Annotated in this window: 19 protein-coding genes; 12 read left to right on the top strand and 7 right to left on the bottom strand. The window is 66.9% G+C overall.

Features of this window, described 5'->3' with window-relative positions; translation table 11 throughout:
- Nucleotides 1-4: 4 nt before the first annotated feature.
- A complete protein-coding gene (locus ACT7DK_RS08825) occupies nucleotides 5-232 on the bottom strand; it encodes a hypothetical protein (protein WP_445398323.1) in 228 nt (75 codons plus the stop codon).
- Nucleotides 233-607: 375 nt separating this feature from the next.
- Here ACT7DK_RS08825 and ACT7DK_RS08820 point away from each other — a divergent pair, with 375 nt between their 5' ends.
- Nucleotides 608-1,498 (top strand): dihydrodipicolinate synthase family protein, encoded by an 891-nt coding sequence (locus tag ACT7DK_RS08820; RefSeq protein WP_445398321.1) that lies wholly within the window; start codon nucleotides 608-610, stop codon nucleotides 1,496-1,498.
- Between the two features lie 15 nt (nucleotides 1,499-1,513).
- Here ACT7DK_RS08820 and ACT7DK_RS08815 read toward each other — a convergent pair whose 3' ends face one another.
- The 5 genes from ACT7DK_RS08815 to ACT7DK_RS08795 all read right to left on the bottom strand — a co-directional run bounded on the left by ACT7DK_RS08815 (nucleotide 1,514) and on the right by ACT7DK_RS08795 (nucleotide 7,438).
- Nucleotides 1,514-2,176 carry a dienelactone hydrolase family protein gene (locus tag ACT7DK_RS08815; protein ID WP_445398319.1) on the bottom strand — a complete coding sequence of 221 codons (663 nt, stop codon included), beginning with the start codon at nucleotides 2,174-2,176 and terminating at the stop codon, nucleotides 1,514-1,516.
- Nucleotides 2,177-2,379: 203 nt separating this feature from the next.
- Nucleotides 2,380-3,870, bottom strand: a complete 1,491-nt coding sequence (locus tag ACT7DK_RS08810) for a CoA-acylating methylmalonate-semialdehyde dehydrogenase (protein WP_445398317.1) — start codon at nucleotides 3,868-3,870, stop codon at nucleotides 2,380-2,382.
- A gap of 52 nt (nucleotides 3,871-3,922) precedes the next feature.
- Nucleotides 3,923-5,266, bottom strand: coding sequence for an aspartate aminotransferase family protein (locus ACT7DK_RS08805; RefSeq protein WP_445398315.1), 1,344 nt, complete (start codon nucleotides 5,264-5,266; stop codon nucleotides 3,923-3,925).
- A gap of 145 nt (nucleotides 5,267-5,411) precedes the next feature.
- Nucleotides 5,412-6,323 (bottom strand): LysR family transcriptional regulator, encoded by a 912-nt coding sequence (locus tag ACT7DK_RS08800; protein WP_445398313.1) that lies wholly within the window; start codon nucleotides 6,321-6,323, stop codon nucleotides 5,412-5,414.
- Nucleotides 6,324-6,463: 140 nt separating this feature from the next.
- The gene (locus ACT7DK_RS08795) at nucleotides 6,464-7,438 is read right to left on the bottom strand and encodes a GlxA family transcriptional regulator (protein ID WP_445398311.1); all 975 of its coding nucleotides are present in this window, start codon (nucleotides 7,436-7,438) and stop codon (nucleotides 6,464-6,466) included.
- Between the two features lie 104 nt (nucleotides 7,439-7,542).
- Here ACT7DK_RS08795 and ACT7DK_RS08790 point away from each other — a divergent pair, with 104 nt between their 5' ends.
- Nucleotides 7,543-8,154 (top strand): LysE family translocator, encoded by a 612-nt coding sequence (locus tag ACT7DK_RS08790; protein ID WP_445398309.1) that lies wholly within the window; start codon nucleotides 7,543-7,545, stop codon nucleotides 8,152-8,154.
- Between the two features lie 9 nt (nucleotides 8,155-8,163).
- Here the strand turns inward: ACT7DK_RS08790 and mtnK are convergent, their stop codons facing one another.
- Nucleotides 8,164-9,378: an S-methyl-5-thioribose kinase gene (gene mtnK / locus ACT7DK_RS08785; protein WP_445398307.1), complete on the bottom strand. Its 1,215-nt coding sequence runs from the start codon at nucleotides 9,376-9,378 to the stop codon at nucleotides 8,164-8,166.
- Nucleotides 9,379-9,598: 220 nt separating this feature from the next.
- Here mtnK and ACT7DK_RS08780 point away from each other — a divergent pair, with 220 nt between their 5' ends.
- The 10 genes from ACT7DK_RS08780 to ACT7DK_RS08735 all read left to right on the top strand — a co-directional run bounded on the left by ACT7DK_RS08780 (nucleotide 9,599) and on the right by ACT7DK_RS08735 (nucleotide 21,408).
- Nucleotides 9,599-10,213 (top strand): RNA polymerase factor sigma-70, encoded by a 615-nt coding sequence (locus tag ACT7DK_RS08780; RefSeq protein ID WP_445398305.1) that lies wholly within the window; start codon nucleotides 9,599-9,601, stop codon nucleotides 10,211-10,213.
- Complete coding sequence (locus ACT7DK_RS08775; RefSeq protein ID WP_445398303.1) at nucleotides 10,207-10,419, top strand: zf-HC2 domain-containing protein; 213 nt, start codon at nucleotides 10,207-10,209, stop codon at nucleotides 10,417-10,419. Before ACT7DK_RS08780 ends, ACT7DK_RS08775 begins: the two co-directional genes overlap by 7 nt.
- 135 nt (nucleotides 10,420-10,554) lie before the next feature.
- On the top strand, nucleotides 10,555-11,523 hold the full coding sequence (arsS, locus tag ACT7DK_RS08770) for an arsenosugar biosynthesis radical SAM (seleno)protein ArsS (RefSeq protein ID WP_445398301.1): 969 nt from the start codon (nucleotides 10,555-10,557) through the stop codon (nucleotides 11,521-11,523).
- A complete protein-coding gene (locus ACT7DK_RS08765; RefSeq protein ID WP_445398299.1) occupies nucleotides 11,520-12,185 on the top strand; it encodes a TIGR04283 family arsenosugar biosynthesis glycosyltransferase in 666 nt (221 codons plus the stop codon). Before arsS ends, ACT7DK_RS08765 begins: the two co-directional genes overlap by 4 nt.
- On the top strand, nucleotides 12,182-12,808 hold the full coding sequence (locus ACT7DK_RS08760; RefSeq protein ID WP_445398298.1) for a TIGR04282 family arsenosugar biosynthesis glycosyltransferase: 627 nt from the start codon (nucleotides 12,182-12,184) through the stop codon (nucleotides 12,806-12,808). Before ACT7DK_RS08765 ends, ACT7DK_RS08760 begins: the two co-directional genes overlap by 4 nt.
- 141 nt (nucleotides 12,809-12,949) lie before the next feature.
- A complete protein-coding gene (locus ACT7DK_RS08755) occupies nucleotides 12,950-13,297 on the top strand; it encodes a hypothetical protein (protein WP_445398296.1) in 348 nt (115 codons plus the stop codon).
- Nucleotides 13,298-13,393: 96 nt separating this feature from the next.
- Nucleotides 13,394-14,779 carry a TolC family protein gene (locus ACT7DK_RS08750; RefSeq protein WP_445398294.1) on the top strand — a complete coding sequence of 462 codons (1,386 nt, stop codon included), beginning with the start codon at nucleotides 13,394-13,396 and terminating at the stop codon, nucleotides 14,777-14,779.
- The gene (locus ACT7DK_RS08745) at nucleotides 14,776-16,386 is read left to right on the top strand and encodes an efflux RND transporter periplasmic adaptor subunit (RefSeq protein ID WP_445398292.1); all 1,611 of its coding nucleotides are present in this window, start codon (nucleotides 14,776-14,778) and stop codon (nucleotides 16,384-16,386) included. The genes ACT7DK_RS08750 and ACT7DK_RS08745 overlap by 4 nt, the downstream gene beginning before the upstream one ends.
- A complete protein-coding gene (locus ACT7DK_RS08740; RefSeq protein ID WP_445398290.1) occupies nucleotides 16,383-19,511 on the top strand; it encodes an efflux RND transporter permease subunit in 3,129 nt (1,042 codons plus the stop codon). The genes ACT7DK_RS08745 and ACT7DK_RS08740 overlap by 4 nt, the downstream gene beginning before the upstream one ends.
- Before the next feature lie 328 nt (nucleotides 19,512-19,839).
- The gene (locus ACT7DK_RS08735) at nucleotides 19,840-21,408 is read left to right on the top strand and encodes a sensor domain-containing diguanylate cyclase (protein WP_445398288.1); all 1,569 of its coding nucleotides are present in this window, start codon (nucleotides 19,840-19,842) and stop codon (nucleotides 21,406-21,408) included.
- Nucleotides 21,409-21,452 lie beyond the last annotated feature (44 nt).

Raw genomic sequence — 21,452 nt, 5'->3', positions numbered from 1 at the left:
AGTACTACTCACCCATGGGAGCACAGCCGCCCTCAGTCGCCCAGGTTTTCCGGGGTGAACAGGGTGAAGTCGATGCGGCCGCGCGATTGACCGCCGTCGCCACCGCCGGATGGGCAGGAGCGAACAAGATGATACCGTCGCGCCGAGACGCCGCCTGCTCCAGCACCCGGTCCACCGTGGCCCGGCCCACGCCCGCCCGTTCGGCAATCTCGACGATGGTGGTTTTTTTCACGCTGCTCCGCCTTGCATCAGGTTGTTGCCGGTAAGGCCGCCATTTCAGCACAAGGCGGGATCACGGCACAGAGCCGGCGCCGGGGTCCGCCAAGGGTCCCCGTAGGGTCGATTTCAATCGACCATCTCACCAGCAGCGCCATGGTTCGGTCGAATAAATTCGACCCTACAAGCCCTGCCGTACTTCCGCCCAGGTGCCGGGATACAGCGCGGCGTTGATGCAAAAGCATCAAGGCCCGCGTTATCTCCATGGGCCGAAGGACGGCCGCACCGGCTCGTCGAGGCTGTGCCAGCAGGCACCTTGGTATTGGTGCCATCTGGGCGCATAGGCATTAGTATGTGATTCCTGCCCGTCACCCTGTCACCGGAGAAAAACATGTTTGCAGGCCTCAGCGCATTTCCCCTCACCCCTATGAACGAGAGCGGCATCGACGAGGCCGCCTTCGTCCGCCTGGTCGAACGCCTGGCCGGCGCAGGGGTCGACTCCATCGGCGTGCTCGGCTCGACGGGGAACTATGCCTACCTCACACGGGCCGAGCGGGCCCGTATCGTGCAGCTGGCGGTGCGGCACGCGGGGACGGTGCCGGTGATCGCCGGCATCGGCGCCCTGCGCACCCGCACCGTGCAGGAGCTGGCCGAAGACGCCCAGCAGGCGGGGGCCGCCGGCGTGCTGCTGGCGCCGGTGTCGTACCAGACACTGTCGGACGACGAGGTGTTCGGCCTGTACCGGGACGTAACCCGCACCCTGTCCGTGCCGCTCTGTGTCTACGACAACCCCGGCACGACCCACTTCACCTTCAGCGACGAGTTGCACGGCCGGATAGCGGGACTGCCGCGGGTGGCTTCCATCAAGATACCCGGCGTGCCGGACGACGCCGAGGCCGCCCGGGCGCGCGTCGAGCGCCTGCGTGCCCTGCTGCCCCCGCACCTGACCATAGGCGTTAGCGGCGATGCCCTGGCCGCCAGGGGGCTGAACGCCGGCTGCGAGGTCTGGTATTCGGTAATAGGCGGCCTCTTCCCCCAGACGGCCCTGGCCATCACCCGCGCCGCCCGGGCCGGCGACGCCCACGGGGCCCTGCAGTTGTCCGACCGGCTGCAGCCAATGTGGGCGCTGTTCCGCCAGTACGGCAGCCTGCGGGTCACCGCAACCGCCGCCGAGCTGCTGGGCCTGGCCGAGGCGCCCAGCCTGCCGCTGCCGCTCAACACCCTGGCAGGCCACGACCGGCAACGGTTCGCCGAATGGCTGGCGGAGCTGGCGTTGACGTAAGCAGGCCATGCCGGCTCAATCCCGGCACAGATGGCGCGCGAACCAGTCGATGGCCAGACGGATCACCGCATCCAGCGTGCCCGGCTCTTCGAACAGGTGACTGGCGCCCGCCACGGTTTCCAGCCGGGGGCGGATCCGCATCTGTTGCGCCGCCTCGCGGTTAAGGCCGAGCACCTGATGGTCCTCGCCACCCACGAGCAGCAGGGTCGGTGCCTGCACCCTGGGCAAGGCCGCGCCCGCCAGATCCGGCCGCCCTCCCCTGGACACCACCGCCGCCACCCGCCGGGGACGTTCGGCGGCCGCCAACAGGGCCGCCGCGGCCCCCGTGCTGGATCCGAACAGCCCGAGGCGCAAGGCCCGGGTATCGGCCTCGCCGCCCGCCCAGTCGATGGCGCCGATCAGCCGCCGGGACAGCAGCGGAATATTAAAGCGGAACTCGCGCGTCACCTCGTCGATGCGGTGCTCATCCGCCGTCAGCAGATCGAACAGCAGGGTACCGATCCCGGCGGCATTGAGCCGCTCCGCCACCAGCCGGTTGCGCGGGCTGAACCGGCTGCTGCCGCTGCCATGGGCAAACAGCACCAGGGCCTGCCCTCCCACCGGCAACGCCAAGAACCCGTCCAGGGTGACACCGGCGGCATCGAGCCGCACCTCGCGCCGAACCACTGCCCCATCCATAATCCACCTCCTCGCGCTGGCGGGCGACGCCGCCGTTCGCCCCAACCGCCCGGTATGGGCCGGCGGCGCCCATCCTCTTTCAACTATGGCACCGGGATGGCGGTGACGACGCTCGCCGGGTGAAAGGGGCTGAAATTGATCATTCGAGGTGAGCAGAAAAGGGAGAGCCGGCGGGCGGCGAAACACCGCCCACCCCTGTTACGTCAGGACGGAAAGGCGAACTGCACCCCTTCGCGCACCCCCGCCGAGGGCCAGCGCTGGGTGATGGTCTTGCGCCGGGTGTAGAAGCGCACGGCGTCGGGGCCGTAGGCATAGAGATCGCCGAACAGCGAACGCTTCCAGCCGCCGAAGGAATGGTAGGCCACCGGTACCGGCAGCGGCACGTTGATGCCGACCATGCCCACCTGGATGTTGTCGCTGAAGTAGCGGGCCGCCTCGCCGTCGCGGGTGAAGATGCAGGTGCCGTTGCCGTATTCGTGGGCATCGATCAGATCCATCGCTTCCTGCATGGTCTGTACCCGCACCACCAGCAGCACCGGGCCGAAGATCTCTTCCTTGTAGCAAAGCATCTCCGGGGTGACCCGGTCGATCAGGGTGCCGCCCACGAAGAAGCCGTTGTCAAACCCGGGCACGCTGGGGTGGCGGCCGTCCACCACTATCTCGGCGCCCTGCTCCTCGGCGCTGTTGATGTATCCGACTACTTTTTCCATGTGCGCGCGGGTGATCACCGGGCCGAAGTCGTTGCGCTTGTCATTGAAGGCGCCGACCTTGAGGCTTTGCATCTGCGCCTTCATCTTCTCGATAAAGGCCTCGGCGGCCGCGTCGCCCACCGCCACCGCCACCGACAGCGCCATGCAGCGCTCGCCGGAAGAGCCGAAGGCCGCGCCGGTCAGGGCATTGACGGCGTTGTCCATGTCGGCGTCGGGCAGCACGATGGCGTGGTTCTTGGCCCCGCCCAGCGCCTGGCAGCGCTTGCCGTTGGCACTGGCCCTGGCGTAGATGTATTCGGCAACGGGAGTGGAGCCGACGAAGCTCACCGCCTGCACCCGCGGGTCGTCCAGCAGGGTGTCGACCGCTTCCTTGTCGCCGTTGACCACGTTGATCACCCCGGCCGGCAGGCCCGCTTCCATCAGCAACTGGGCGATGTACAGGGTCGATCCCGGATCCCGCTCGGAAGGCTTGAGCACGAAGCAGTTGCCGCAGGCGATGGCCATGGGGTACATCCACAGCGGCACCATGGCGGGAAAGTTGAACGGGGTGATGCCGGCCACCACGCCCAGCGGCTGGAACTCGCTCCAGGAGTCGATGGCCGGGCCCACGTTCTTGCTGTGCTCGCCCTTGAGCAGCTCAGGCACGCCGCAGGCGTATTCGACGTTCTCGATGCCGCGCTGCAGTTCGCCCATGGCGTCGTGCGCTATCTTGCCGTGTTCTTCGCCGATCAGCCGGCAGATTTCCTCGGCATGCTCTTCCAGCAGTTGCTTGAAACGATACATGACCCGCGCCCGCTTCAGCGGCGGGGTGTTGCGCCAGGCCGGAAAGGCCGCCTGGGCGGCGGCGATGGCCTCCTCCACCGTGGCCTTGCCGGCCAGGGCCACCTGCTTGGCGACCTCGCCGGTGGAGGGGTTGAACACGTCCTGGGTGCGGGTGCCGTCGGTCACGATGGCGCCGTTGATCAGGTGGCCGATAATCTTCATCCATGTACCTCGCTTGATATGAATTTTTGTCTTTCGCGGCGGTGGCCGGGGCTCAGTCCAGTTCGCCGATGACCTCGCCCAGGGCGTTGACCAGCCGGTCTATCTCTTCCCGCTCCACGATAAAGGGCAGGCCCAGCTGGATGGTGTCGCCGCCGTAGCGCACGTAAAAGCCCTTCTGCCAGCACTTCATCGCAATCTCGAAGGGGCGGCGCGCCGGCTCGCCGGGGTAGCTTTCGATCTGCAGGGCACCGGCCAGGCCGTAGTTGCGGATATCGCTGATATAAGGGGTGCCTTTCAGGCCGTGCAGCGCATTCTCGAAATACGGCGCCATCTCCTTCACGCGGGGAACGAGTTGGTCCTGCTGGAGGATATCGAGCGAGGCCAGCGCCGCGGCGCAGGCCACCGGATGGCCGGAATAGGTGTAGCCGTGGGGCAGCTCGAGCATGTAGTCGGGCCCGCCCTGCTCCATAAAGGTGTGGTAGATCTCGCCCTGGCAGATCACCGCTCCCATGGGCACGGCGCCGTTGGTCAGCTGTTTGGCCAGGTTCATGATGTCCGGCACCACCCCGAACTCCTCGGCGCCGGTCATGGACCCCATGCGGCCGAAGCCGGTGATCACCTCGTCGAAGATCAGCAGGATGTCGTGTGCATCGCAGATCTCGCGCAGCCGTTTCAGGTAGCCCACCGGCGGCGGGATCACCCCGGCGGAGCCGGCCAGCGGCTCGACGATGACGGCGGCGATGTTGGAGGCGTCGTGCAGCGCAATCAGCTCCAGCAGATCCTCGGCCTTGTCGGCGCCCTGCTCCGGCATGCCCCGGCTAAAGGCGTTTTGCTTCAGCAGGGTATGGGGCAGGTGGTCGGCGTCGATCCCCTGGCCGAACAGGGCCCGGTTGGGGCCGATGCCACCCAGGCTGATGCCGCCGAAGTTGACGCCGTGGTAACCCTTGGCGCGACCGATCAGCTTGCTCTTGCCGGCCCTGCCCTTCTTGCGCCAGTAGGCCCGGGCGATTTTCAGCGCGGTGTCCGCGCTCTCGGAGCCGGAGCCGGTGAAAAAGACGTAGTCGAGGCCGGTGGGCGTCAGCTCGCGGAGGCGATGGGCCAGCTCGAACGCCTTGGGATGGCCGAACTGAAAGGCCGGGGCATAGTCCAGCTCGCGCAGTTGCCTGGCCACCGCCTCGGCGATCTCGGGCCTGTTATGACCGGCGCCGCAGGTCCAGAGCCCGGACAGGCCGTCGAAGATCCGGCGGCCGTCCACATCCCGATAGTAGCTTCCTTCGGCGCCGACGATGATGCGCGGATCCTGTTTGAACTGGCGGTTGCCGGTGTACGGCATCCAGTAGGCGTCGAGCTGCTCGGGGCTCAGGCCGGCGCGCTGCAAAATATCCTGTTTAGCCATGATCCAATCCCTGCTGCCGTTGATGGAAAGCGATAACAGGATCATTCTGGCGCCCGGTTTGGTTAAGTTAAATTCAAATGTATTTAACCATAGGTAAGCCAATGCTTAACTTTTCCTCGGACACCAGGGCGGCAGCAGCCGCCATTCAGCGGGGGGCTTGCAGGGAGTCGAGGAAGCTCTCCAGCAGCAGATTGGGGCGGCGTCCCTTGCGGGTGACCATGGCCAGGGGCGCATCGAAAAACAGCCGCTCCGGGCACAGGGGCTTCATCTGCCCCTTGGCGACCCAGTTGGCGGCATAGTGATCCGGCAGATAGCCGATATAGCTGCCGGTGAGGATCAAAAAGGCGATGCCCTCCCGATCGGAAGCGGTGGCGGTGCAGTTCAGTTGCCGGTGCAGGCCCATGGCCTGCGCCGTCATGGGGTAGCCGGGCACCACGGCGTCGACCGAGCCCAGGGTGTCGTCGTCCGGCTCGGCGTCGGCATGAAACAACGGGTGCTCGCGGCTGCAATACAGGCTGGAGCGCTCCTCGTAGAGCAGGCGGTAGTCCAGGCCAGAAAGCGGCGTGGTCAGGGGAATGGCGCCCACGTGCAGGCGGCCGTCGAACAGCCCCCGCTCTATCTCGCCGGGGGTACTCATGCTGATGTTGACCCGGATCTCGTCGCTGCGCTCGCGCAGCGCCTTCAGGGCGCGGGTGATCTCCATATGGGGTTGAGTCACCAGGTTGTTGACGATGCCGATATTGAGCTCGCCCCGCAGTTGCCGGTTGATCTGGTTGATCTCGGTGCGAAAGTTTTCCACCGCGCTCAGCAGCACCTCCCCCGCCCGCAGCACTTCCCTGCCCTCGTCGGTCAGGGCAAAGCCCGCCCGGCCGCGCTGGCACAGGCGCATGCCCAGGCGCTTTTCCAGATCGCTCATCTGCAGGCTCACCGCCGAACGGGTGACCCCCAGGGCGCTTTCGGCGGCGGAAAAACTGCCGCACTCCGCCACCACCTTGAACAGGCGCAACAGGCGAAGATCGAAGTCGGTCACCTGGGACAAGGGCGTTTTTGATCTCATGTTTTTGGATTTACTCAACAAAAGCCAGGTTACTACAGAGTTAACTCAACCATGGCGCCGGTGCAACCTCGCCGGCGGCTTGAGGCATGAACTCATCGCTTATCTGGCCGGGTGTATCCCTGCGTCCCGGCGAGCCGTCTTCATGATTGCCGGCGGTATTGGGCCGGGGTCAGCCCGAAACGGCGTTTGAACAGCTTGGCCAGGTAGCCGGTGTCCGGGATGCCGACTTCCTCGGCGAGCAGGGCCAGTTGGTGGTGGCTGTGGCGCAGGCGCCAGGCCAGGTGCTGCAGCCGCAGCTCCTGCCAGTAGGCCCGGGCCGACTGGCCGAAACGGGCCACGAACAGCCGGTCCAGCTGGCGCCGCCCTACCCCCAGCCGTTCGGCCAGCGCCGCCACCGTCATGGCCGAGCCCAGATACTGGCGCATCAGGGCCAGGGCCCGCCCCAGGTGGCGGCCGGTATCCGGCTCCGGCTGCAGCGACCGGAGCCGGTGGCCCCTTTCCCGGCTTTCATCCACCAGCATGTCGGCCAGCCCCTTCAGGGCGCGTTCCCGGCCGCAATGGCGGCCGAGCAGTTCGGTGGCCAGATCGATGGCGGCGCTGCCGCCGGCGCAGCTGATGCGCTGGCCGTCCAGCAGGTACAGCTGTTCGGTGGTCATGGCGAGGTGCGGAAAGCCGGTGGCGAATTCCCGGGCATGGCGCCAGTGCACCGCCACCCGGTGCCCTTCCAGCAGGCCCGCCTCGGCCAGCAGGAAGCAGGCATTGTCGATGCTCACCAGGCCGAGGCCGCGGGCACTGGCCTGGCGCAGCAGGTGGCGGTAACGCGGCGCCAGCCGCCGGGTCTGCCCTGCGTCGCGGCCACCGAAGATCACCAGGTACTGGTAATGGGCCCAGTCCAGCTCCCGAGGCGAGGCCTGGGTCCGGACTTCCACCCCGCAGCTGGCGGTGATCGTCTCGTCCTCCGCCAGGCCCAGTATCCGCCAGCGGCAATAGCGCTGGCGGCTGTGATCCTCGTCGTCGGCGGAAAAGCGCAGCTTGTCGAGGAAGCCACCGAAGGGCAGCAGGGCGAAGCCCGGCAGGGGCAACAGCAAAAAACCGACATCGGGGCTCGGCATCATGACTCCACTGGTCCAGATATTCCCCTTTTATGTCTCGTTTTTACCAGAAATGAAAGGGGCCCTGGCCCCATAATGACGCCCATCATCACCATCAGGAGCCCGCCATGACCCTGGATACCTGGCTTGTTTACCTCGCGGCCACCATCGGCCTGTCGCTCACTCCCGGCCCCAACGGCCTGCTGGCGCTAACCCACGGCGCCCTCTACGGCCCGGGCAAGACCCTGGCCACCATAGCGGGCGGCGCCCTGGGCTTTGTGGCCGTGATCGGGCTGTCGATGTTCGGCATCGCCTCGCTGCTGAGCCTGGCGGGGGAGCTGCTGCTGGTGATGAAGGTGGCCGGCGGCCTCTACCTGGTGTGGCTGGGCGTGCAGGTGTGGCGCTCGCCCACCCCGGGCGGCGGCGTCGGCACCCCGGCAGGCCGGGCGAGCGGCTGGGCCATGGCCCGCCAGGGGTTCCTCTCCGCTCTGGCCAACCCCAAGGCCATCCTGTTCTTCGCCGCCTTCCTGCCCCAGTTTATCGACCCCAAGGCCGGCCTCGGGCTGCAGTTCGCCATCATGGCGGCCACCTTCGCGCTGGTGGAGTGCCTGACCGAGCTGTTTATCGCCGGTTTTGCCGGCCGGGTCTCCGGCTGGCTGGGCCGCTGCGGCAAGGGCTTCAACCGGACCTGTGGCGGCCTCTTCGTCCTGCTCGGGGCCTGGCTGCCGCTCAGCCGCTGAGCCGGTTCGTTAATTCTGCTCGGACGGCTGTCCGCACGCCGCCACCAATGCCGCCAGCGCTCCGTCGCCGGCCAGGGTGTCGGCCTCGAGGATCAGCGCCCGCCCCAGGGTCAGGGCGGCGCGCTGGCAGGCGAGCCGCGGCGCCTCCTCCTCGATGCCGTCCAGATCCGCCACCCGGGCGATGCCGATGGTGCGGCGGATAAGCTCGGTGCCGGCATAGCCCAGGCTGTCCCGCCACACCCGGGCCAGAAAGTCGGCCACATAGCCCGGCTCGGCCAGGGCCGGATCCGCGCAGCCCGCCGCCAGGGCGGTGAAGTCGTCGTGGAACCGCCGCCACAGGGTCTGCACCTCCTCCAGCCGCCGCCGCTGCTCTGCCCGCCCCTTTTCCCCCGGGTGCAGGCCGGGCTGGCCGCAGTGGTTGAGCAGCAGGTTGCCGATGGCCGAGCCCAGATCGAACCCCATGGGGCCGTAACAGCCGAATTCGGCGTCAAACACCTTGAGCCCGCCCTCGGTCACGAACACCGAGCCGGTGTGCAGGTCGCCGTGCAGCAGGGCCTGGGCATCACACAGAAAGCGGTGCTTGAGCGCCGCCACCCGGCGTTTGAGGGGGCCGTCTCGCCACAGCCGCTCGGCCAGGGGGCGCAGGGCGGGCGCGATCTGGTTGTGCGGATGGTCGTGATAAGGGTCGTCGAAAAACACCGTTTCGGTGGCGGCGCACAGCTCCGGGTTGCTGAACCGCACCATCTCGGCCCGTTTGGCTATGGATGCCAGGTGAAAATCGGAGCCGCGATAGAGCACCCGGGCCAGGTAATGCCCCAGCCGGGCCGCCGTTTCCGCCGGCGCCTCGCCCGCCATCAGGGCCTGGCGCCAGAGCCGCCACGCCGACAGATCCTCCAGCATCAGCACCGACAGCCCGGCGTCCTGGTGCAGCAGCGCCACCATGTGCTCGGGGCAATGCTCGCCATGGCGCCGCAGCACCCCGGCCTCTATCCTGGCCCGCTCCCGGGTCAGGGGCCAGGACTCGCCCACGCAGCGGATATAGGGCAGCGCCTGCTTGACGATCACGCTGCGCCCGCCGGCGTCATCCACCACCCGGAACACCTGGTTGAGGTTGCCGTCGCCCACCTCCGCCGCCGACAGCCGGGCGGCGGTGTCGAAGCCGGGGGCGTGCCGGCGGGCATAGTCGATGGCGTGCTCGGGGGTAAAAATATGGTATTGGCTCATGGGCGGGACCTCTGCGTCAGGGCGTCGGGGTGGTGTCCCTGCCGGATGACCGTCGACCGAGCACTCCCCTTAATTACAGCACTATGGATAAATTTTTCGACTCGCTGTAAGAATAGTGCCGGTAAAACGACTCACCATCAGAAGGTGGGCAAGGCTGAACAGCCGGTTTTTTGGGGCTACAGTCTACCCACACCTATCAAAGCCTGCATAAAGAGGCCCCATGCCCGAACGACATGAAACGAGCCGGGACGGACGGCATGCCGCCCGCCCCGAGCTGTTATCCGAGGCACTGCGCCGGCAGATGCTCCGCTTTGCAACACTGCAGCTCAAGGATGCCCACCTGGCGGAGGACGCGGTGCAGGAGGCCCTGCTCGGCGCCTTCAGGTACGCCGACTCCTTCAAGGGCCAGGCCGCCTACAAGAGCTGGGTGTTCGCCATACTGCGCAACAAGATTGCCGACATCATTCGCAGGAACCAGCGGCTACTGCCGGTTTCCAGCCTGGGCGGCGACGAGGAGCAGGATCCGGAAGCGCTGCTGTTCAACCAGAGCGGCCGCTGGCATCGGGAGGAACACCCCGTGCGCTGGAGCTCCCCCGAGGCCAGTTTCGAGGACGAGCAGTTCTGGGCGATTTTCGAGTTTTGCCTGGATCACCTGCCCCCCAACCAGGGGCGGGTATTCATGATGCGGGAGTTTATCTGTCTGGACAGCCATGAGATCTGCCGGGAGCTCGAGCTGACCATCAGCAACCTCAATGTGCTGCTGTACCGCGCCCGCCTGCGCCTGCGCGAATGCCTGGAAAACAAATGGCAACTGCAAGGAGACTGCTCATGCTGAACTGTCGACAAGCCACCCAACTGATGTCGGAGAGCCAGGACAGGCCCCTCGCCGCCGGCGAAAAGCTGGCGCTGAAGCTGCATACCCTGATGTGCAGGGGCTGCCGCAACTTCGAGCAGCAATTGCCGGTGATCCGCCGGATAGCCAGGCGCTACGCCGACCGTCCCGATCACGGCAGCCCCCAGAAGGGGGAGCCCGAGGAATAGGGCATGCCGCGCATTCCGCCTGAAAGATCCTTGCCGCTCGCCGGGTATAAGCTAGTAGACAACGCGGAATCGAACCGGCCGTAACCATCGGCCCCGTCGCGCGGCCTTAGCCTATTCCACTCCTGGAGGTACGCCATGAGAGACACCCTGCCGCTGCTGGATCTGACCGACTTTCCGGCCATCCGCCGCCACCGGCTCGATACCCTGCAGGTGAACCTGGGCTACAAGTGCAACATGAAGTGCGTGCACTGCCACGTGGCCGCCGGCCCCCACCGTACCGAGATGATGGACGAGGACAACCTGGCGCTGATCCCCCGGGTGCTGCGGGCCCGCCGGCTGTCGACCCTGGATCTCACCGGCGGCGCCCCCGAGCTGCACCCGGGCTTCCGGGCGCTGGTGCGTGCCGCCCGCGCCCAGGGGGTGAAGGTGATCGACCGCTGCAACCTCACCATACTGTTCGAGCCGGGCCAGGACGACCTGGCCGGGTTCCTGGCCGGACAGGGGGTGGAAGTGGTGGCCTCCCTGCCCTGTTATTCGGTGGACAACGTCGACAAGCAGCGGGGCAAGGGCACCTTCGACAAGAGCATTCTCGCCCTGCAGGCACTCAACCGGCTGGGGTACGGCCAGCCCGGCTCGGGGCTTGAACTCCACCTGATCTACAATCCCCAGGGCCCCAGCCTGCCGCCGCCCCAGGCGGCGCTGGAAGCCGACTACAAGCGCGAGCTGGGGGAACACTTCGGCATCCGCTTCAACCGGCTGTTCGCCCTGGCCAACATGCCGATCAAGCGCTTCGGCGACTACCTGCTCAGCAAGCGCCGGTTCCACGACTACCTGCGCCTGCTGAAGGAAAACTTTGCCGCCGCCAACCTGCCGGGGCTGATGTGCCGCAACCTGGTGAGCGTGGACTGGCAGGGCCAGCTGTACGACTGCGACTTCAACCAGCAACTGGGGCTGCGCCTGCCCGGCGCGGGCCGCCCGCACCTGCGCGATCTGCTGCGCCGCGAGCTGGACGGCCAGCCCATCCGGGTGGCCGAGCACTGCTACGGCTGCACCGCCGGCCAGGGCAGCAGCTGCGGCGGTGCCCTGCACCAGGAGGACTCATGACCTGCTCCATCATCATGCCGGTGTTGAACGAAGCCGCCATCCTGCCCCGGACCCTGGCCGCGCTGCCGCCGGGGGGCGGCCAGGCCGAGGTGATCCTGGTGGACGGCGGCAGCACGGACGAATCCGCCGCCCTGGCCCGCCGGGCCGGAGTCAGGGTGGTCACCAGCGCCCCCGGCCGCGCCCGGCAGATGAACGCCGGCGCCGCCGAGGCCCGTGGGGAGCTGTTGCTGTTCCTGCACGCCGACACCCGGCTGCCGCCCGGGGTCCTGTCGACGGTGGAGCAGGCCCTGTCCCGCCGGCACTGGGGCCGCTTCGACATCACCATTTCCGGCCGCCATCCCCTGCTGAAGCTGGTGGCCGCACTTGTCAACCTGCGCTCCCGGCTGACCGGCATCGCCACCGGCGATCAGGCCATCTTCGTGCGCCGGAGCAGCTTCGAGCGTATCGGCGGTTTCCCCGACCAACCACTGATGGAGGACATCGAGCTCAGCAAGCGGCTCAAGCGGCTGGGGCGGCCGGCCTGCCTGCGACACAAGGCGCACACCTCGGGCCGGCGCTGGGAGAGCCGGGGGCTGTTTCGCACCATCTGGCTGATGTGGCGGTTACGCTTCGCCTACTGGCGGGGCGCCGACCCGGCCTTGCTGGCGAAGGCCTACCGATGAGCACCCGCATCATCGTGTTCGCTAAGGCGCCCCTGGCCGGCCTGGCCAAGACCCGGCTGATCCCGGCATTGGGGCCCGAGGGCGCGGCGCGCCTGGCCCGGCGCATGCTGATGTCGACCCTGGCCCATTGCCGGGCCGCGGCCCTGGGGCCGGTGGAGCTGTGCGCCAGCCCGGCGCCGGACCGGCCGCCCTGGGCCGGGCTGGCCCTGCCCGCCCATATCGAACTCAGCGATCAGGGCGAGGGCGACCTTGGGCAGCGCATGGCCCGGGCGGCCCGGCGCGGCCTGCAACAAAACCCGCAGCTACTGCTGATAGGCACCGACTGCCCGCACCTCAACCCCGCCCTGCTGCAGGCGGCCGCCCACCGCCTCGGCCAATGCGAAGCGATGTTTCACCCCACCTGCGACGGCGGCTACGCCCTGCTCGGCCTGCGCCGCTTCTCATCCCGCCTGTTCGAGGATATTCCCTGGAGCACCGACCGGGTCGCCACGCTCACCCGGGCGCGCATCCGCGAACTCGGCTGGTGTTTCCACCAGGGCGAGTGCCTGCGCGACATCGACGAGCCCGACGACCTGTTCTGGCTGCCCTCCCAGTGGGTCGGAGCCGCCCTGTTCGATCGCTGACCCGTGGCCAGCCCGTGCATAACGATAGATAACAACCAGGGAATTCGTTCAGGCGTATTTCAAGGTGTTTAACACATCGCTTCGGCCCTTCAAATCACCCGAAAGGATTCCATTCAAGGCTCAAATCTGTAGAATCGTCCCATGACGCGCACCTTCCTGGCCTTGATCATCACTTTCTTCGTTGCCTTCCAGGGCATCGCGGCCCCGCGCGTCGCCATGCTTCCCTGCCCCATGGAGCATGAGCAACCGGCATCCCCGATGGCGATGTCCGCCGAGGATCACCACTGCTGCAACGATGCCGACACCCAGGCCGACACCGGCGAGCCGTGCAAAACCGACATGCCTTGCGGTTCGTCCGGCTCCTGTCTTTTCGCCCCGGTTAACCTGACCGCATCGCCTCCCCCTGCCACCGAGCCGGCGGGCCATCCGCTGCTTCAGTTAAGATCCCGCGAGCCTTCCTCCGTCTGGCGACCGCCCAGCATCGGCTGATCCTGTGTTGACCTGATGCGGCAGCGGGCCGGGCCCGTTGCCGTGCCTTGTCCGCGTCGTTTGCACGCGGACGCCCATGCACATGGAATTTGGCCTATGTACTCCTATTCTCACCCTGGCGAAGCCAAGCGGCTTCCCCTGCGCCACGCCGTCCGGCGTCGGCACTCACGCCTGAGCATGGCGGCCCTGGCGGTGGCGCTGATCTCGGGCACGACCCAGCCGGCGGCGGCCCAGTCGCCGTTGCCCGCCCCCCTGACCTTAGAGGCCGCCTTGCAGGCGGCACAAATGCACTCGGCCGGGCTGCTGGCCCAGGATGCCTCGGCGACCGCCTTCCGCGAGCAGGCGGTCGCCGCCGGTCGCCTGCCCGATCCGGAGCTGCGCCTGTCGCTGGACAATGTACCGGCAGAGGGCCCCATGCGCTTCAGCCTGGACGACGACTTCATGACCATGCAGTCCATCGGTCTGTCGCAGACCTTTACCGATGCGGACAAGCGGCTGGCACGCAGGAACCGCTTCGAGCGGGAGGCCGATGCCGCCGTCGCCAACCGGCGATTGCAGCTCGCCACCCTGCGCACCCAAACCGCCCGCGCCTGGCTGGCACGCCACTACCAGCAGCAGCTGCTCGAGCTGCTGGAACAACAGCGGGAGGAAGCCGTGCTGGTGGTCGAGGCGGTCGAGGCCGGCTACCGGGGCGGAAGCGCCACCCAGTCGGAGCTGTTCCTGACCCGGGCGGCGGTGGCCCGACTCGACGACCGGCTGAGGGAAACCCGTGCGGACCTGAACAATGCCGATAGCCTGCTGTCCCGCTGGGTGGGCGATGACGCCACGACCACCCTGGGCCGCCTCCCCGACATCAGGCAGGTGCCTGGCGCCGCCCAGGCTGCCGCACACGAGATCGAGGCCCATCCGCAACTCACCCTGCTGGATGCCCGGACCCGGGTAGCCGAGGCCGAGGCCGAGGTGGCCCGCCAGGAAAAGAGCCTCGACTGGACCTGGTCGCTGAGGTACAGCCGACGGGACGACGCCTTCGGCGACATGGTGTCGCTGGGCGTCGCCATCCCCCTGCAGTGGGATCGAAAAAACCGGCAGGACCGGGAGCTGGCCGCCAGTCTGGCCAGCGTCGAGCAGCGGCGCAACGAGCGGGAGGAAATACGTCGTGAACACCTGTTCGAGGTACGGCGCCTGCGGGAAAGCTGGCGCAGCAACCTGACCCGGCTGGACGACTACGACCGCACCCTGCTCCCCCTGGCCGAGGGCCGCACCCAGGCGGCGCAGGCCGCCTATCGCGGCGGCAAGGGCTCACTGGCCGCGGTGCTGGAGGCCCGGCGCATGGCCGTCGACACCCGCATCGAGCGGCTGCGCATCGAGATGCAGACCGCCACCCTCTGGGCCGAGCTGGCCTTCCTGATCCCGGAGGAGTACGACATTCTCGCCGCCCGTGACGGGCATGCCGACCAGACCACCAAGGAGCCGACCCCATGAACAAGAACCCCCTTGTACTCAGCCTGCTTGCCGCCGCCGTGCTGGGCGCCGCCGGTGTCGGCCTCTATCGGCTGGGCCTGGAGCAGGGCCTGTCCCGCGGCGAAGCCGCCGTGGACGGGGCCGCGCCGATGGCGGCCACGGAAGATCCCTCGACCTGGGGCATCCCGCAGGGCGAAGCCGCCACCCGCCGGCATATCGAGGCCGGCCTGCAGGCCGGCGATGTCGATCCTCGTACCGGCCGGAAGATCCTCTACTACCACGATCCCATGGTCCCGGGCAGGAAATTCGACGCCCCCGGCAAATCACCCTTCATGGACATGATGCTGGTGCCCGCCTATGCGGGGAGCGAGAACGCCGACGACGGCACAGTGACGGTCAGTCCGCGCATCCGGCAGAACCTGGGGCTGCGTACCGGCGAGGTGTCCGAAGGGCAATTGCGGCCGACGGTCTCGGCGGTGGGCAAGGTGAGCTGGAACGAACGCGGCCAGTTCACCCTGACGGCCCGCGCCACCGGTTTTATTGAAAAGCTTCATGTGCGCGCGACCCTGGATACGGTCAATGAAGGACAACCCCTGCTCGATCTCTATGTACCCGACTGGGTGGCGGTGCAGGAAGACTACCTCGGCCTGCGCCGGATGCGGGGTCAGGATCTGACCGGGCTGGTGGACGCCGCCCGCCAGCGCATGCGCCAGGCGGGCATGAACGACCAGCAGATTGCCCTGGTCGAGCGTACCGGCCGGGTACAGCCCCGGATCACCCTGGTCGCCCCGGCCAGCGGCATAGTGACCGAGCTGCCGGCCCGCGAAGGCGGCACCGTCATGCCGGGCACGCTGCTCGCCCGCATCAATGAATGGGCGACGGTGTGGGTGGAGGCCGAGGTGCCGGAAAGCCAGGCGACGATGCTGCGCCGGGGCAGCCCGGTGAGCGCCCGCACGCCCGCCTTGCCGGGCGAGCTATTCACCGGCACCGTGCAAGCGTTGCTGCCGGAAGTGAACTCCGCCACCCGGACGCGCAAGGCACGCCTGGAGCTGGCCAACCCCACGGGGCAACTGGTACCGGGCATGTTCGTGCAAATGACACTGGCCGCCCCCGAGGCGCGCACGGCCTTGCTGGTGCCGACCGAAGCCCTGGTGCGTACCGGGCAGCGCACCCTGGTGATGGCGGTCGAGGGCGATGACTTCCGCCCGCTGGAAGTGACCACCGGCATCGAGCAGGACGGCATGACCGAGATCCTCGCCGGCCTCGATCAGGGGCAACGGGTCGTGCTCTCCGGCCAGTTCCTGATCGACTCGGAGGCGAACCTCAAGGGCATCGAGGCCCGGCTCGGGATCGCCGAACCGGTTGCGAGCGCGGAGCCCCCCCTGTACCGCACCCACGCCCGCCTGGAGGCCATCGACGGCGAGACCCTGACGCTGACGCACCCGGACATCCCCGAGCTCGGCTGGCCGGCCATGACCATGGACTTCAGGCTGGCGCCCGGGCTGGCACGGCCGGCACTGTCGGTCGGCGACCCAGTCGATATCAGCTTCCGCATGCAGGAGGGAGAGCCGCCGCGCATCATCACCCTGCAACCGGTGGACAATAACGCAACGGGAGGTGACCAATGATCGTCCGCCTTATCCACTGGTCCGTTGCCAACCGCTTCCTGGTGCTGATCGCCACCCTGATCATGACGGCCTGGGGCCTGGTCTCGCTGCTGCGCACCCCCCTCGACGCCCTGCCGGACCTGTCCGATACCCAGGTCATCATCCGCACCACCTGGCCGGGGCAGGCCCCGCAACTGGTCGAGAACCAGGTCACCTACCCGCTGACCACCACCATGCTGTCGGTTTCCGGCGCGAGGGACGTGCGCGGCTATTCCTTCTTCGGCGACAGCTATGTCTATGTGCTGTTCGAGGATGGCACCGATCTCTACTGGGCCCGCTCCCGGGTGCTGGAGTACCTCAATCAGGTGCAGTCGCGGCTGCCGCCCGGCGCCACCTCGGCGCTGGGACCGGACGCCACCGGCGTGGGCTGGGTCTATCAGTATGCCCTGACCGATACCTCCGGCCGCCTCGACCTGGCGCAGCTGCGCAGTCTGCAGGACTGGTTTTTGAAGTTCGAGCTGAAAACGGTGCCCGGGGTGGCCGAGGTCGCCACCATCGGCGGCATGGTGCGGCAATACCAGGTGGTGCTCGACCCCGACAGGCTGGCAGCCTACCGTATTACCCATGACAGGGTCATCGAGGCGCTGCGCCGGGCCAACCAGGAAACCGGCGGCTCGGTGCTGGAACTGGGCGAGGCCGAGTTCATGGTGCGCGCATCCGGCTACCTCCAGACCCTGGACGACTTCCGGGCCGTTCCGCTGATGACCACCGATGCCGGGGTGTCGGTGCGGCTGGCCGACGTGGCCCAGGTACAGCTCGGGCCGGAGATGCGGCGCGGCATCGGCGAACTGGACGGCGAAGGCGAGGCGGTCGGGGGCGTCATCGTGATGCGCTCCGGGGAAAACGCCCTGGCGACCATAGCCGCGGTCAAGGCCCGCCTGGCCGAGCTGGCCGGGAGCCTGCCGGCGGGTGTGGAGATAGTGCCGACCTACGACCGTTCCGGCCTGATCGAGCGGGCCATCGACAACCTCGGCCACAAACTGCTTGAGGAATTCCTGGTGGTGGCCGTGGTCTGCGCGCTGTTCCTGTTCCATCTGCGCTCGGCCCTGGTGGCCATCGTCTCGCTGCCGATCGGCATCCTCGCCGCCTTTATCGTCATGCACTGGCAGGGGGTCAACGCCAACATCATGTCGCTCGGCGGCATCGCCATCGCCATCGGCGCCATGGTCGATGCGGCGGTGGTGATGATCGAAAACGCTCACAAGCACCTGGAGCAGTGGCACCACCGGCACCCCGGGGAGTCCCTGGCCGGCGAGGCGCGCTGGCGGGTCATCGGCGCGGCGGCGGCGGAGGTGGGCCCGGCGCTGTTCTTCTCGTTGCTGATCATCACCCTGTCCTTCATTCCGGTGTTCGCCCTGGAAGCCCAGGAAGGCCGGCTGTTTTCGCCGCTGGCCTTCACCAAGACCTACGCCATGGCGGCCTCGGCGGCCCTGGCAGTGACCCTGGTACCGGTGCTGATGGGCTATCTGATCCGGGGGCGCATTCCGCCCGAGCACAAGAATCCGCTCAACCGCTGGCTGATCGCGGCCTACCGCCCCCTGCTCGAATGGGTGCTGCGCTTTCCCAAGGCGACCATCGTCCTGGCCGTGCTGTTCTTCGCGGCCAGCCTGTGGCCGCTCAAACACATCGGCAGCGAGTTCATGCCGCCGCTGGACGAAGGCGACCTGCTCTATATGCCGACCGCCCTGCCCGGCCTGTCGGCCGGCAAGGCGGCCGAGCTGTTGCAGCAAACCGATCGCCTGATCAAGACCCTGCCCGAGGTGGAAAGCGTCTACGGCAAGGCCGGCCGGGCCACGTCCGCCACCGACCCCGCCCCCCTGGTGATGTTCGAGACCACCATCCAGTTCAAGCCCCGGGAGCAGTGGCGGGCCGGCATGACGCCGGAAAAGCTGGTGGCGGAGCTCGATCGGACGGTGCGGGTGCCGGGGCTGACCAACATCTGGATCCCGCCCATCCGCAACCGCATCGACATGCTCGCCACCGGCATCAAGAGCCCGGTGGGGGTCAAGGTCATGGGCGAGGATCTGGGGGTGATCAACCGGCTCACCGCCGACATCGAGCAAGCGGTGAAGAGGGTGCCGGGGGTCACCAGCGCCTTTGCCGAGCGGCTGACCGGCGGCCGCTACATCGACGTCGACATCCGGCGGGAGGCGGCCGCGCGCTACGGCCTGAACATCGCCGACGTGCAGTCGGTCGTGGCCAGCGCCATCGGCGGCATGAACATCGGCGAGACGGTGGAAGGGCTGGAGCGCTACCCCATCAACGTGCGCTACCCGCGCGAGGTGCGCGACTCGCTGGACAAGCTGCGCGCCCTGCCCATGGTCACCCCGCGCGGCCAGCAACTGGTGCTGGGCGACGTGGCCGACATCCGCATCAACGACGGTCCCCCCATGCTGCGCAGCGAAAACGCCCGCCCGACCGGCTTCGTCTATGTCGACCTGCGGGGCCGCGATCTCGGCTCGGCGGTGCGCGAGATGCAGCAACGCGTCGCCGAACAGGTCGCGCTGCCGCCCGGCTATTCGGTGTCCTGGTCCGGTCAGTTCGAGTTTCTCGAGCGGGCCAGCGCCAGGCTCAAACTGGTGGTGCCCTTCACCCTGCTGATCATCTTCGTGCTGCTGTATCTCACCTTCAAGCATATTGACGAGGCGCTGCTGCTGATGGCGACTCTGCCCTTCGCGTTGGTGGGCGGCATCTGGCTGCTGTACGGGCTCGGCTACAACCTGTCGGTGGCCGGCGTGATCGGCTTTATCGCCCTGGCCGGGGTAGCCGCCGAGTTCGGGGTGATCATGCTGTTGTACCTCAAGCAGGCCTGGTTCGAGCGGCTGGAGCAGGACCGCGGCAGCGAAGCCGACCTGCTCGACGCCATCCGTGAAGGGGCGGTACTGCGCGTACGCCCCAAGGCGATGACGGTGGCGGTGATCCTGGCCGGCCTGCTGCCGATCATGTGGGGCGGCGGCACCGGCTCGGAGGTGATGCAGCGCATCGCCGCGCCCATGGTCGGCGGCATGATCACCGCCCCGCTGTTGTCGATGTTCGTGATCCCCGCCGCCTACTACCTGATGCGCCGGCCCCGCCGGGGAATTTGAATTCCGGCAAGGGGATAAAGGGCTACATCATTATCGGCGTAAAATAAGGCAACCCGGCTAATACCCATCGGCATGCGGGCTCAAGCGCATGCCGATGCTGTTACTCCCTACCCATCGTAACCATACCGCCTCAACCGCCTCATCGCCGGGCAGACACCACCATCACATTTACAAACACCACCCGGTTATTGCACTCATACCTTTTCAGGGTCTTTCTTTCACTTACCCTTTGTAAGGGTAGCTTTTGACCGGCCGGCTCAATTAGAATCAGTGGCCTGATTCGGCCTGGCTTGACGGCCTCCCACAGCAGGAAGACTTCCCCCCGATAATGAAGCCACCCTTTTTCCTACGCCTGGATTTGCGTCGCCTTATCCTGACCCTGGCCATGGCCAGCGTGTTGCTTACCCTGGGAAACAGCTTTTACGCCACCTACGAGGTGCAGCGCGCCCTGCTGATCGCCAATACCCTGGAGTCGCACCGGGTATACGCCGCCAAGCTGGCGGAAACGACCAATAACTTTCTGGCATCCACCGAATATCAACTGGCTCATGGTGCCGAACTGCTCGGCACCATGATGGGTAACGAGCAGGCCCTGCGGCAGGAAACCCGGCGACTGCACCGGCAAAGCAAAAGCTTCAACTCGTTGGTGGTGGTGAATGCCGATGCCAAGGTGGTGGCCACCTCGCCGGAAACACTGCAACTATTGGGGCTGACCCTCGACTCGGATATCGTACGCCAGTCACTCGAGGCGAAAAGGCCGCTTACCAGCGACCCCTTTGTTTCGGTCACCGGCAACTATCTGATCAGCGTGACCCACCCCATTATCACCGATAAAGGCGACTACCTGGGCTTTGTCAGCGGCTCTGTCTATCTGCAGGATGAAAGCATGCTCGGCCAGATGCTGGGCAGTCACTACTACAACGATGACTCCTACCTCTATGTGGTCGACCGGAAAGGCACCGTTCTCTACCACCCGGACGAGGCCTGTATCGGTGAGAAAATCATCGATAATTCCGTGGTCGACGCCGTGCTCGAAGGCCACAGCGGCAGCCTGCAGTTGACCGATACCGACGGTACCGAGATGCTCGCCGGCTATGCCCCCGTCACCAAGGCGGGCTGGGGCATCGTCGCCCAGCGCCCCCGCGCTTCCGCCCTGGCCGGGCTCGATGGCCAGATCCTCGATGTTTTTATCAAAAGCCTGCCCCTGGCCCTGCTTACCCTGGTCTTCATCTGGTTTTCCGCCCTCTTTATCGCCACTCCCCTGCGGCAACTGGCCCACAACGCCAGGACCATGGATCAGAAACAGGCCCAGGACAACATCGCCCAGGTGCGTTCCTGGTATTTCGAGGCCGCCCTGCTAAAGCGCGCCATCCTCAAGGGGGTGAGCCTGCTCAACGACAAGATAAGCCGGCTGCATGCCGACAGCCACTGCGATCCCCTCACCGGCCTGCTCAACCGCCGGGGCATGCAGAAAGTGCTCGATCATTTTCAGGAAACCGGGCAAACGTTTGCCGCCATCGCCCTGGATATCGACCATTTCAAGCGGGTCAACGACACCCATGGCCATGGCGTGGGGGATCAGGTGATAACGTCATTGGCGAAGCTGATGCAAAACAGTGCCCGCAAGGACGACGCCCTGTGCCGGAGCGGGGGAGAAGAGTTCCTGCTTTTCCTGCCCGGCGCCGATACCCGCGCGGCCAGGGAAGTGGCCGAACGGCTGCGGGGGCAGACCCAGAAAACCCAATATCCCGGGGTGGGCCATGTCACCATTTCCCTGGGTATCGCCCACTGGCCGGGCAGCCCCTCCACCATCGACAACACCCTGAAGATGGCGGACAAGGCGCTCTACCAGGCCAAGCGGCAGGGGCGCAACCAAACGGTGGTGGCGACCGGCTAACGTCGGGGCACTATCACCTGGTGCCCTCGCCAAGGACTAACATT

Source organism: Zobellella sp. An-6 (genome assembly GCF_052487945.1).
This window is presented reverse-complemented; position numbering and strand designations above follow the sequence as displayed.